The organism is Nonomuraea sp. NPDC050451 (assembly GCF_044458585.1).
Genome location: NZ_JBITHZ010000012.1, coordinates 112,508 through 124,889, shown reverse-complemented (window position 1 = coordinate 124,889; position 12,382 = coordinate 112,508). Strand labels below are relative to the sequence as shown.

Below are 12,382 nucleotides of genomic sequence, written 5' to 3'. Positions count from 1 at the left end.
ACCGATGGTACGTCAAATACACATTCACGTACCGATGGTACGTGAAAGGGGTTCGTATGGAACTGACCAGCTTCTATCCCGTGATCTGCACCACCCGGCTTCAGGAGTCGCGCGACTTCTACACCGGGCTGCTGGGGTTCGAGACGACGTTCAAGGCCGACTGGTACGTCAGCCTGCGGCGCCCTGGGACGCCGCCGTATGAGCTCGCGCTGCTCGACCACACCCACCCGACGCTGCCCGAGGCGTATCGCACCCCTGTCCGCGGGCTGCTGCTGAACTTCGAGGTGGAGGACGTGGACGCCGAATGGGAACGGCTCGTCGTCGGCGCGGGGCTGACCGCCGAGCTCGCGCTGCGCAGCGAGGACTTCGGGCAGCGGCACTTCATCGTGGCCGATCCCAACGGGGTCCTCATCGACGTCATCACCCCGATCGCACCCTCGGCGGAGTACGCCGAGCAGTACGTCGGCTCATGACGCCCGGTCGGCGAAGCGGCGCAGGGTGTCCAGCCCCGACAGGCCGTAGACGTCCTCCACCGCGTCGGCCGGCAGGTGGCAGGTCCTGAACCGGTCGAGCGGGGTGAGCCCGAGCCGGGTCAGGTGCAGGTACGTGTAGTTGAGCAGCACCCGGTAGCGCAGGAAGGCCGGGTCGGTCAGCCGGCCGTCGTCCAGCAGCGCCCCGGCCCGCCGCCGGTACTCCTCCAGCAGCGCCGCCCACTCCCGTACGAACGGCACGGGCGGGGCGGCGCGGTCGTCCAGGGCGGCGACGACGTCCCGCACGCGTCCCGTCAGCGCCGCCCGCCGTTCCCGGAAGCTCTGCTCGAACGACGCGCGGACCCCCGCCGGGTCGGCCGCCCACGTGATGAATCCCTCCGCGTGCATCCGGTACGACAGGTAGCTGCGGTCGATGCGCCGCGACGTGTGCGCGACGGTCAGCATGAGGCTCAGCGCCAGCCCCGTCTTGCTGTCCCGGCCCGCGCGCACGTGCTCCAGCATGCCGAACAGCAGCGGGGTGGCATCTGCGTAGAACGCGGTGAGCAGGTCCACCGCCTCGTCGCTGCCGAGCACGTGCCGGCGCGAGTCGTACGGCGCGTCGCGGATGGAGTTGTCCGGCGGCCACGGCGTGAGCGCCGGGCGGCCGCGGTCAGGTGGCCGTGCAGATGAGCGCAGTGACGGCCGTGGTCAGGTGGCGGTGCAGGTGAGCGCCGGGGTGGCGGCGGTCCCTGTGGCGGTGAAGCCGAAGCTGGCGGTGGCGTTGGCGGCGAGCCTGCCGTTCCAGGACTCGTTGCGGACGCTGACGGACGGCGCGGTGCCCGAGCGGACGCCGCCCCACAGCTGGGTGATGCTCTGCGATCCGGGCCAGTTCCAGGTGACCGTCCAGCCGTTGACCGCCGCGTTGCCGGCGCGGACGGTGACCGTGGACTGGAAGCCTCCGGGCCAGGCGTTGACCGTCTCGATCGTCGCCGCGCATCCGATCGGCACCGGCGTGGGAGTGGGTGTCGGAGTCGGGGTCGGGGTGGGCGTCGGGGTGGGCGTCGGGGTGGGCGTCGGGGTGGGCGTCGGGGTGGGCGTCGGGGTCGGGGTCGGGCCGGGTGTGCCGTCGGCAGGGATGGTCCAGGGGATCTGCGCCGGGGTGGGCGCGGGATAGGGCACGTTGTCGAACGTACGCGAGACGGGCTTGCCCATGAGGTGCTTGTCGGCGAAGTCCATGATCGCGTTGTAATCGTTCATATCGATCTGGTGGCCGCCCGGGCGGTAGGCGATGCCGATCCGGTCGGCGGCGCCGAGGTACTGGTAGACCATCTTGGCCCCCCGGTAGGTCAGGCCGGTGCCCTGGGGGTTGGTCCGCACGTCCGAGCCCTCGGTGCCGTTGGTGGCCAGCAGCGGGCGGGGCGCCACCAGCGCCGCCACCGAGTGCTGGTCGAACGGCAGCCGGTTGGCCTGGTTGCGGAACGTGGCGAACCGCGGCGTGAACCAGTAGGCGGCGCCGAGGATGTCCTCGAGCTTCTCGTCGTTGGTGTTGCCGGTGAAGAAGAACCGGTAGTTGCCCATCCCGGCCGTGCCGGACGATCCCGGCACGGTCAGCGCGATCCGCTCGTCGAACGCCCCCGCGACCACGGCCGCCTTGCCGTAACGGGAGTAACCCGACACGCCGACCTTGGTCGCGTCGATCTGGGGCACCGCCGCCTTGATCGCGTCCAGCGTCCGGTGGACGCCCCACGCCCAGGCCATGAGCACCCCGGTGTCCACGTTGGCGCCGTTGTACAGCGTCCAGAACGCGCCGGTCTTGGAGGTGCTGTCGGCGGCGATGCTGTTGGGATCGATGCTGACCTCGGCATACCCGCGGCTGGTCGCGCTTGCCGCCAGCGGGTTGAACAGGATGAGCGCGGGGAACGGGCCGTTGCCGCCGGGCAGCCGCACGGTCGCGTTGAACGTGGCCGAGCGGCCGTTGGCCTGCACGGTCACGGCCAGCGTGGTGCCGTTGCGGGTGCCGGTGACGCTGGTGGGCGCGGGCGGCAGGTGCCCGTACTCGTAGTACTGGATCAGCTCGCTGAGCTGCGCCCTGCGGCAGGCCCACTCCGAAGAGCCGGCCAGCCTGGTTCCGTCCCACGACTTGAACGGATCGGGCAGTTCCGGGACCGCCGGCAGCGACCCGGGGGCGGGCAGGGATGACGGCAGCGAGCCGCAGGCAGCCGCGCCCGCGCCCGCGTTCGCGCTCGGCGAGACGAGGTGGACGAGGACGGCCGCGGCGACGAGCACGGCCGCGCCGAGCGCGGCGAGTGTCGGCCTGCGGGCCGTTCGGAGGGATGTGCCCAAGGTGAACTCCTCATGCCTTTCGAGGACGCCGACGCGCTCTGACGTCGGCCAGTGTGGAAAGCGCTCCGAAAGGTGTCAATAGCTATCCGAAATGTTTCGGAAGCCTTACCGGCCCCTCCAAGCCCTGTACGGAGCGTGCCCAGGGGGTTCAGTCAGGCCCGATATCCGAAACGTTTCAGTGGCCGGTGGCGTGAAATTTTCATCTCCCGTCCGGCCGGCCCGCGCTCCGCGACCAGGGAAGACGGCGAGCGGGAGGACATCCTCGGCGGGGAACCGCATTGACGTATCTGCGCCTGGCAAGGTTCGCTCCACGTGCAAGGAGCCGACCGTTCGGGGACCGCGCTCTCTGTTGGCGCTCACAGAAACGGAGACGTCCATGGTGAGGATGGTGCGCCTGCTGAGCGGCCTGGTCGCCGTGCTGGCGCTGCTCGCGGCCACGGTGTACACCACGGCGGCCGGCGCGGAGTCGAACGGCGGCGTACGGGTGATGCCACTCGGCGACTCGATCACCGACGGGTTCAACGTGCCAGGGGGTTACCGCGTCGACCTGTGGCAGAAGCTGGTGGCGGGCGGCTACCGGGTCGACTTCGTCGGATCCCAGTTCAACGGGCCGGCGAGCCTGGGCGACCACGACCACGAAGGCCACTCCGGATGGCGCATCGACCAGATCGACGCCAACATCGTGAGCTGGCTGCGCACCTACCAGCCGCGCACGATCCTGCTGCACATCGGCACCAACGACATGTACCAGAACCCGAACGGCGCGTCCTCCAGGCTGGCCACGCTCATCGACCGCATCACCGGCACCGCGCCCGACGCAGAGGTGTTCGTGGCCACGATCATCCCCCTCAACGGCGCCGACCCGACCGTCAGGGGCTTCAACTCGGCGATCCCCGGGATCGTGCAGTCCAGGGCCTCGGCCGGCAAACACGTCCACCTGGTCGACATGTACAGCGCCCTGACCACCGCGGACCTGGCCGACGGCGTCCACCCCAACGCCGGCGGCTACAGCAAGATGGCGACCGTCTGGTACAACGCCCTCCGTTCGGTCCCCGGCAGCCTGGAGGGGACCCCGACACCGACACCGACACCCACCCCCACGCCGACTCCGACGCCTCCGGGGCAGGGCGGCGCCTGCACGGCGACCTACCGGACGGTCAACACCTGGAGCGGCGGCTTCCAGGCGGAGGTGACCGTACGCAACAACGGGTCGGCGCAGCTGAACGGGTGGACCGTACGCATGACCCTGGCCGCCGGGCAGGCCGTCACCAACCTGTGGGGCGGCGTCGCCACCGGCACCAGCGGCGCGATCAGCGTCCGCAACGCCTCCTACAACGGCACCCTGGCGGGCGCCGGCACCACGACGTTCGGATACGTCGCCGGCGGCAACGGCGCCAACGCACCCACGGGCATCGGTTGCTCCAGCCCTTGATCTGGTGGTGCCTTCCCGGGTGCGCCGGGAACACCGACGACGCGGGCCGCGACCGCGGCCCGCGATCGCCGGATTTCGAGCCGACACTCGAATGACGGTCGCTGTTCATTTGAAACTATTACTTCGCCAAGAGCGCCTCGAGTAGCGATTTGACGAGCGTCAGATCAAATCGTCATGCATGCTAGCCTGTTTCACGTTCTGGGCTGCGATGAGCGGAGGCGGGTCAGGTGAAGCCGCGGTCGATCGTGTTCGATCTCTATGGTGACTACTTGCGCTACGACGGCGGCGCGGCCCCCTTGCAGACTCTCACCGATCTGCTGGCCGGTTTCGACATCCCGGAGGCCACGGCCCGGGTGGTGATGGCACGGCTGCGCAAAGAAGGTTGGTTCGACACCGAGAAGCAGGGCCGGACCACCCTCTATCGCCTGACCGACCAGAGCTGGCGCCTGCTCGACGAGGGACGCAGGCGCATCTTCCAGCGGGAGCGCGAGCCGTGGGACCGGCAGTGGCGCGTCGTCATCTATCACGTTCCCGAGACCGATCGCGCCGCCAGGGAGCGCGTTCGCAAGAAGCTCAGGTGGCTGGGCTTCGGGCCGCTGGCATCGTCCACGTGGATCTCTCCCCACGACCGCCTGCAAGAGGCCGCGGAGGAGCTCGCCCAGGAGCCCTCGGTCCGGCTCGACCTGCTGACCAGCCGATCCATGGGAGCCGCCGCCGACATCGACATGGCCAACCGGTGCTGGGACCTCAAGGAGTTGCACGTCGCCCTGCTCGCCAAGCGCGACGCCTACCGGGCGCTGCTGGCGCGCTTCACCTCGGTGCCGCCGCGCGGGCGTGAGGCGCTGGTCGAGCGCATCAGCCTCGTGCACGACTACCGCATGCTGCCCTTCGACGACCCCGATCTGCCTCTGGAACTGGTGCCTGCCGGCTGGGTGGGACGCGACGTGCACGATCTCTTCCTCGATCTGCACGAACGACTCGCCCTGGAGGCCGAGGACTTCTGCGCCTCCCTGGGCGTCGGCCCGCTGAACAAGGCGGCCGCCCACGCGTGACTCCCCGGATGCGTCAAGGAGAGGCCGTCAGCCCCGTCCTTGACATGCCCAAAATAGCAGATCCAGCCCCAGAGAACGCGCGACTAGTTACATTTCATTGACGGTCGTCTGATTGCTGTGTAACGTCGGCGACACCTCCGGCCGCGTGCCGGACCCTCTGGTTCTCGCTCCGTGGAGTGATCATGGACGCTGTCACGCATCCCCCGTCCATCCGCCGCAAGGGCAGCCTGCCCGTCGTCGCCATCTGTTTCGCCTCGATCGTCTTCGACGGTTACGACCTCATCGTCTACGGATCGGTCGTGCCGAACCTGCTCGCCGACAAGTCATGGGGCCTGTCGCCCGCGCAGGTCGGCGCGATCGGCAGTTACGCGCTCATGGGCATGCTCATCGGCGCCCTGGCCGCCGGAGTGATCACCGACATCATCGGTCGCCGGAAGATCGTGATCGCCAGCGTCACCTGGTTCTCGCTCGCCATGATCCTCTGCGCCCTCGCGCCCTCCCCGGAGCTGCTGGGCCTGTTCCGCTTCGTGGCCGGGCTCGGACTTGGCGGCGTCGTCCCCACTGCCATCGCGCTCACCGTCGAATACGCCCCGAGGGAGCGGCGCAACCTCTACAACGCCCTGATGTACTCGGGCTACTCCGTCGGCGGCATCCTGGCAGCGGTGCTGGCGCTGACGTTGCTGGCGGAGCACGGATGGCGGCTGATGTTCTGGATCGGCGCCGCGCCGCTGGTCCTGGTCCTGCCGCTGGCCGTCCGATACCTGCCCGAATCGGCGAGCTTCCTGCTGGCGCGGGGACGCCGCGCCGAGGCCGAAACGCTGGCCGCCCGATACGGGCTCGCTCTCGACGAGATCGCCGCGGGCGATGCCGGCGCCGAGCAGGGGCCCGCGACGCGTACCCGCTCGATCGCCGTGCTCTTCCGGCGCGAGAACCTGGCGGCCACGGCGCTGTTCGGCGCGGCCAGCTTCTGCGGCCTGCTGCTGGTCTACGGTCTCAACACCTGGCTACCGCAGATCATGCGCGCCGCGGGTTACCCGCTCGGCTCCTCGTTGCAGTTCCTGCTGGCCCTGAACCTGGGCGCCATCGTCGGCACCATCATGGTGTCCTACCTCGCCGACCGCGTCGGCTCGAAGATCGTGACCGTCGGCGCCTTCCTCGCCGCGACCCTGTGCCTGTATCTCCTGAGCCTCCGCCTCGGCACGGCCGTGCTCATGGCGTGCGTCGCCGTGGCCGGGCTCGGCAGCGTCGGCACTCAGATCCTCGTCAACGGCTACGTCGCCACGCACTTCCCCGCGTCCGTACGGGCGACGGCGTTGGGTTGGTCCCTGGGAGTCGGCCGGCTGGGCGCCATCCTCGGCCCGCTCCTCGGCGGCTGGATCCTGGGGTCCGGCCTCGGCGTGGAGTGGAACTTCTACGCGTTCGTGCTCCCGGCCCTGCTGGGCGCGGTCTTCATCGTCGCGGTGCCGGGAATGCGCTCCGCCCGGATGGCGGCCGGCGCCGCCCAGCGCCAGACGACAGGGAGGACCACCGCATGACCACCCTGCTTCCACGCCTGGACGCTTTCCGCTTCGGCGACCGGGAGGCCGAGCTCGGCGTCGTCATCGGCGCCGAGGTGCGGCACGGCACCGGCACGCCGGGCGGGGTCGGGCACGCCCGCAGGCCGCCGCGCTACCTGCGCGAGGGATCACAGCTCGTCACGCGCGTCGAAGGTGTCGGCGAGCAGCGCAACACGATGGTCAGGGGGAGCTGAATGCGCATCGCTGTCGCGGGGGGCGGCCCGGGCGGGCTGTTCTTCGCCACCATGATCAGGCGGCTCGTCCCGTCGGCCGACGTCACCGTGTTCGAGCGCAACCGGGCCGACGACACCTTCGGCTTCGGGGTCGTCTTCTCCGACCGCACCCTGGCCGGCATCCACGAGGCCGACCCGGTGCTGCGCCGGGCGCTCGACGAGCACGGCCGCCACTGGGACGACATCGAGGTCAGGCTCAAGGGCGAGCGCATCCGCTGCGGCGGGAACGGCATGGCCGCGATCGTCCGGCGCACCCTGCTCCTGCTGCTGCAGGAGCGCGCCCGCGACCTCGGCGCCGACCTGCGCTTCGCCGCCGAGGTATGGCTCGACGACCTGGCCGGCTACGACCTCGTCGTGGCCGCCGACGGGACCGGTTCGCAGCTGCGCGACCGGCTCGACTTCGGCAGCGAAGTGGAGAGCGCCACCGCCAAGTTCATCTGGTTCGGCACGGACTACCTCTTCGACGGGCTGACGTTCGTGCACGAGCGCGGGCCGGACGGCGTCTTCGCCGTGCATGGCTACCCGATCTCGGCTGACATGTCGACGTTCATCGTGGAGACCGACGAGGCGTCCTGGCGGCAGGCGGGGCTGGACGCGTTCGACGTCACGCAGCCGCCCGGCCCCAGCGACCTGGCCTCCAAGGCGTACCTGGAGAAGCTGTTCGCCGACCAGATCGACGGGAAACGGCTGCTCACCAACAACTCACGGTGGGGAAATTTCCGGACTCGCCGCACCAAACGGTGGCATACCCTGACGCCGCAACCAGTTGTGTTGCTGGGTGACGCCGCACACACGGCGCACTTCTCGGTCGGTTCCGGCACGAAGATGGCGATGGAGGACGCGGTGGCGCTCGCCCGCGCGCTGGCCGAGCACGGCGACGACCTGCCGGGCGCGCTCGCCGCCTACGAGGAGGCCGCCCAGCCGTCCGTCCGTCAGGTGCAGGACGCCGCCCGGCCGAGCCTGTCCTGGTGGGAGCACTTCGGCCGGTACCACGACGCCTTCGAGCCATGGCAGTTCGCCTACCACTTCCTGTCGCGCAGCATCACCGACGCCCGCCTGGCCCGCCGCGCCCCGGACTTCGTCGAGGCCAGCCGGGGCAGGTGGGCCGCCGCACACGGCGCCGAGCCGCTGCACACCCCGTTCGAGAGCGGCGGATGGCAGGTCGGGAGCCGGCTCGTCCAGATCACCACGGATGCCGACGCCACACCTACGACGGCTCACGACCTCCCGCTCTCGGTCACTCCGCTGCCGGGACCGTGGGGTGCGCTGCTGCACGCACCCGACACCGAGGCCGGGCTGCCCGGCGTCTTCGCCCGCCTCGCCGACCTGGCAGGGTCTCCGGTGCTGGTAGCGGTGGCCGGTGGCACGCCGCTGACCCGCACCCTGGTCTGCGAGCAGGCACGCATGCACCACCGGATCCCCGCGCTGACGATCGAGCCGGCCCTCGACCGCGACCGCGCCCACACCCTGGTGCTGTCCGGCCGTGCCGACCTCGTGGGGGTCGCCGCGTGAGCACCACCACCGCCACGGCGGTCTCGGGGGACCTGAAAGCGCTGTTCGCGCCGCGCGGCATCGCCGTCGTCGGAGCCTCCCGCCATCCGCACAAGCTGGGCGCCACACTCGCCCGCTCGCTGTCCGGATTCGCCGCCGCCGGAGGCCGGCTCGCGCTGGTCAACGGCCGCGACGACACCATGTACGCCTCCGTCGCGCAGGCCACCGCCGACGGCCCCGTCGATCTCGCGATGCTCTGCGTGCCCGCCCCCGCCTGCGCCGACGCCCTGGCGGCGGCCGCGGCCGCAGGAGCCCGCGCCGCCGTGATCCACGCCGGAGGGTTCGCCGAGACCGGCGAGGCCGGAGCAGACCACCAGCGACGGCTCGCCGACGTCGTCGCCGAGACGGGCATCCGGGTGCTGGGCCCGAACACGAGCGGCTTCCTGGCTCCCCACGCCGGCCTCACCGCCACCTTCGTCCCCGGCGCCGCACAGGTCCGGCCCGGCAAGGTGGCCGTCGTCGCGGCCAGCGGCGGCGTGAACCATGCCCTGGCGTTCCTGCTGGCCGAGGCCGGGCACGGCATCAGCCTGGCCGTGGGTATGGGCAACGCCGTCGACGTCGACGCCCCCGACGTCCTCGACCATCTCGCCGACGACCCCGCCACCGGGGCCGTGGCGCTGCACATCGAGTCGGTCACCGACGGCCCCCGCCTGGTCGCCGCCGTGCGCAGGCTCGCCTCGCGCCGCCCGGTCGTCGCCCTCGTGGTGGGCCGCAACGACGTCGGCGCCTTCGCCGCCTCGCATACCGGCGCGCTGGCGACGTCGTGGCGTCTCACCCGCGCCGCCCTCGCCCAGGCAGGCGCGGTGCTGGCCGGCGACGAGCGCGAGCTGGTGGACGCCGTCGGCGCCCTGTCCGTCACCCGCCTGTCTCCACAGGCGAGCGCGGGAGTGGGCGTCGTGACCGCGCAGGCGGGCCCCGGCCTGCTCCTCCTGGACGACCTGCGCGGACGCCGGGCCCGCACCCCCGAGCTGTCCGCTGCCACCCGGGACACCCTGACGGAGCTGCTGCCACCGCTGACCTACCAACGCAATCCGGTCGACACCGGCCGCCCCGGCCCCGAGCTGGGGCGGATCTTCGCCGCGGTCGCCGCCGACCCGGGCGTGGACGTGATCGCCGCGTACACGCTGCACGAGCCCGACGCCGTCGACATCGTCGCCGCCGTGCGGCAGAGCCGGACCGCTGAGGTGCCGATGGTGCTGGGCCTGGCCGGAACCGGCGAGGAAGTCGCCCGGCAGCGGCAGGCCCTGCTGGAGGCGGGCATCGCCGTCGCGGCCGAACCGCGCGGTGTCGCCGCGGCGACCGCCGCTCTCCTGGCCGACGCCCGGGCGCGCGCCGTCCCGCCTTCCTCCCCCGGCGGCGAGGTGCCCGGAGGTGTCACCGGCCCGCACGACGAGCACCAGGCCAAGGAGCTGCTCGGCCGGCTCGGCGTGGCGACCATGCCGCACCGCGCCTGCCCGGACCGGGCCGCCGCCCGCGCGGCGTTCGCCGAACTCGGCGGCCCCGTCGCGGTCAAGCTGCTCGACGCCGAGGTGCTGCACAAGACAGAGCTCGGGGGCGTGCACCTGGACATCGCCGGCCCGGACGAGCTGGAGGCGGCGCTCGACCGGCTGGACGCCGTCGGCGCCCGCCGCTACCTGATCGAGAAGATGGCGCCGCCCGGGGTCGACCTCATCGTCGGCGCCCGCCGCGACCCCGTCTTCGGCCCTGTCGTGCTCATCGGTCTGGGCGGTACGGTGGCCGAGGCGCTGGCGGACGTCGCCATCCGGCTCGCCCCGCTCAGCCTCGCCCAGGCCGCCTCCATGCCCGCGGAACTGGCCGGGCGAGCCCTGCTCGCCGGGTGGCGCGGCGGCCCCGCGCTGGACGTGGACGAGCTGAGCCGGATCGTGGTCGCCCTCGGCGACCTGCTCACCGCAAACCCCCTCCTCGACGAGATCGAGGTCAACCCGCTGAGACTCACCGCCGACGGACTCGTCGCACTCGACGCCGTGATCATCCCCAGGGAGGCCGACGATGCCCAGCCCCATCTCTGACCACGTCGTGCCCTGGCCGGACGCCGAGGCGCGGCGCTACGCCGCCGAAGGCTACTGGGCCGGCATCCCGCTCGGGCACCTGCTTCGCGAGGTCGCCGACCGGACGCCCGGCGCGCCCGCGCTGATCGACCCCGTGGCCGGGCTCCGCCTCACCCACACCGAGCTGGCCGAGCGCGCCGACGCGGCCGCCGTACGGCTGCTGGAGCTGGGCATCGGCCGCGGTGACCGCATCGTGGTGCAGCTCGGCAACGGCTGGGAGTTCGTCGTCCTCACCCTGGCGTGCCTGCGAGCCGGGATCGTGCCGGTCATGGCCCTGCCCGGGCACCGGCGCGCCGAGCTGGGCTACCTGGCCACCCACGCCGAGGCCGTCGCGATCGCCGTCCCCGACCGCATGCGTGACTTCGACCATCAGGCGCTCGGGCACGAGCTGGCAGACGAGGTGCGGACGGCCACCGGCGCGCGCTGGCACGTCCTCGTCGCCGGGGACGACATCAGCCCCGCGAGCGTCGACCTGCGCGCCCTGTGCGCGCCGTCCGCCGCGCCCGAGGCCGACCGCGCCCGCCTGGACGCGAGCGGTCCCGGCAGTCGCGACGTCGCCGTCTTCCTGCTGTCCGGCGGCACGACCGGCCTGCCCAAGCTCATCGCCCGCACCCACGACGACTATGCCTACAACGCCCTGGCCAGCGCGGACATCGCCGGGATGGACGCCGATACGGTCTATCTGGTGTCCCTGCCCGCCGGGCACAACTTCCCGCTCGCCTGCCCTGGCATCCTTGGCACGCTGCTGAAGGGCGGCCGGGTCGTCACCCTGCCGTCGCCGGAGCCCGTCCGTGCCTTCGCCACGATCGCCGCCGAGGGCGTGACGCACACCGCGGCGGTCCCCGCCATCGCGCTGCGCTGGCTGGAGCACGCGGCCGAGCACGGTGCCGGCGACCTGCGTACGCTGCGGGTCCTGCAGGTGGGGGGTGCCCGCATCGCCGACGAGCCGGCCCGCAAGGTCAAGCCCACGCTCGGGACGACCTTGCAACAGGTGTTCGGGATGGCCGAGGGCCTGCTCAACTACACCCGCCTCGACGATCCCGACGACGTGATCTGCACCACCCAGGGCCGTCCGCTGTCGCCGGCCGACGAGGTGCGCCTGGTGGACGAGCTCGACAACGACGTCCCCGAGGGCGAACCCGGCCTGCTGCTCACCCGTGGCCCCTACACCCCGCGCGGCTACTACAAGGCCGCCGAGCAGAACGCCCGCGCCTTCAACGCCGACGGCTGGTACCGCTCCGGCGACATCTGCCGCCGCACCCCCGAGGGCAACCTGATCGTCGAGGGTCGCGACAAGGACATGATCAACCGTGGCGGCGAGAAGATCTCCGCCGAGGAGGTCGAGAACCTCATCTACCAGCTCCCGGCCGTCAGCCAGGTCGCCGCTGTGGCCATGCCCGACAGCGTGCTCGGCGAACGCGTCTGCGTGTACGTCGTGCCCCGGCCGGGGGCGACCATGACGCTGGAGGACATCCGCGCGTGGATGGAGGGCAGCGGCGTGGCCCGCTTCAAGATCCCCGAACACCTGGTGGTCGTCGAGGAGCTCGTCTCCACCAAGGTAGGCAAGATCGACAAGAAGGCCCTGCGCGCGGACATCGCCCACCGCCTGGCCACGCAGACCGGCACATGAGCGGCAGGCGGCATCGGCGCCGCGCCGCCGGCCGCGCAAGTGCGGC

The 12,382-nt window shown here is 71.7% G+C and carries 10 protein-coding genes; 8 read left to right on the top strand and 2 right to left on the bottom strand.

Translation table 11 applies throughout. The features are described 5' to 3' along the window. Positions 1-56: 56 nt before the first annotated feature. A complete protein-coding gene (locus ACIBI9_RS32540; RefSeq protein WP_397227540.1) occupies positions 57-473 on the top strand; it encodes a VOC family protein in 417 nt (138 codons plus the stop codon). Here the strand turns inward: ACIBI9_RS32540 and ACIBI9_RS32535 are convergent. Both ACIBI9_RS32535 and ACIBI9_RS32530 read right to left on the bottom strand, forming a co-directional pair. Next, entirely contained in the window at positions 468-1,097 is a 630-nt protein-coding gene (locus tag ACIBI9_RS32535; protein ID WP_397227924.1) for a lantibiotic dehydratase C-terminal domain-containing protein, read from the bottom strand. The genes ACIBI9_RS32540 and ACIBI9_RS32535 overlap by 6 nt on opposite strands. An 81-nt stretch (positions 1,098-1,178) precedes the next feature. Next, positions 1,179-2,813, bottom strand: coding sequence for a cellulose binding domain-containing protein (locus ACIBI9_RS32530; protein WP_397227539.1), 1,635 nt, complete (start codon positions 2,811-2,813; stop codon positions 1,179-1,181). Positions 2,814-3,189: 376 nt separating this feature from the next. Between ACIBI9_RS32530 and ACIBI9_RS32525 the strand changes: the two genes are divergently transcribed. The 7 genes from ACIBI9_RS32525 to ACIBI9_RS32495 all read left to right on the top strand — a co-directional run bounded on the left by ACIBI9_RS32525 (position 3,190) and on the right by ACIBI9_RS32495 (position 12,336). Then, positions 3,190-4,245 (top strand): cellulose binding domain-containing protein, encoded by a 1,056-nt coding sequence (locus tag ACIBI9_RS32525; RefSeq protein ID WP_397227538.1) that lies wholly within the window; start codon positions 3,190-3,192, stop codon positions 4,243-4,245. A 245-nt stretch (positions 4,246-4,490) separates the two neighbouring features. Next, entirely contained in the window at positions 4,491-5,297 is an 807-nt protein-coding gene (locus tag ACIBI9_RS32520) for a PaaX family transcriptional regulator C-terminal domain-containing protein (protein WP_397227537.1), read from the top strand. 182 nt (positions 5,298-5,479) lie between these two features. Then, positions 5,480-6,832: an MFS transporter gene (locus tag ACIBI9_RS32515; protein WP_397227536.1), complete on the top strand. Its 1,353-nt coding sequence runs from the start codon at positions 5,480-5,482 to the stop codon at positions 6,830-6,832. Further along, a complete protein-coding gene (locus ACIBI9_RS32510) occupies positions 6,829-7,047 on the top strand; it encodes a hypothetical protein (protein WP_397227535.1) in 219 nt (72 codons plus the stop codon). Before ACIBI9_RS32515 ends, ACIBI9_RS32510 begins: the two co-directional genes overlap by 4 nt. Then, positions 7,048-8,598, top strand: coding sequence for an FAD-dependent monooxygenase (locus ACIBI9_RS32505; protein WP_397227534.1), 1,551 nt, complete (start codon positions 7,048-7,050; stop codon positions 8,596-8,598). Beyond that, positions 8,595-10,667 (top strand): acetate--CoA ligase family protein, encoded by a 2,073-nt coding sequence (locus tag ACIBI9_RS32500; protein ID WP_397227533.1) that lies wholly within the window; start codon positions 8,595-8,597, stop codon positions 10,665-10,667. Before ACIBI9_RS32505 ends, ACIBI9_RS32500 begins: the two co-directional genes overlap by 4 nt. Then, positions 10,648-12,336: a (2,3-dihydroxybenzoyl)adenylate synthase gene (locus ACIBI9_RS32495; protein WP_397227531.1), complete on the top strand. Its 1,689-nt coding sequence runs from the start codon at positions 10,648-10,650 to the stop codon at positions 12,334-12,336. The genes ACIBI9_RS32500 and ACIBI9_RS32495 overlap by 20 nt, the downstream gene beginning before the upstream one ends. Positions 12,337-12,382: the final 46 nt, after the last annotated feature.

Excerpts from the sequence above, each read along its gene's own strand:
- ACIBI9_RS32540 (WP_397227540.1), top strand. The coding sequence starts at position 57 with ATGGAACTGACCAGCTTCTATCCCGTGATCTGCACCACCCGGCTTCAG.
- ACIBI9_RS32525 (WP_397227538.1), top strand. The coding sequence starts at position 3,190 with ATGGTGAGGATGGTGCGCCTGCTGAGCGGCCTGGTCGCCGTGCTGGCG.
- ACIBI9_RS32515 (WP_397227536.1), top strand. The coding sequence starts at position 5,480 with ATGGACGCTGTCACGCATCCCCCGTCCATCCGCCGCAAGGGCAGCCTG.
- ACIBI9_RS32510 (WP_397227535.1), top strand. The coding sequence starts at position 6,829 with ATGACCACCCTGCTTCCACGCCTGGACGCTTTCCGCTTCGGCGACCGG.
- ACIBI9_RS32505 (WP_397227534.1), top strand. The coding sequence starts at position 7,048 with ATGCGCATCGCTGTCGCGGGGGGCGGCCCGGGCGGGCTGTTCTTCGCC.
- ACIBI9_RS32495 (WP_397227531.1), top strand. The coding sequence starts at position 10,648 with ATGCCCAGCCCCATCTCTGACCACGTCGTGCCCTGGCCGGACGCCGAG.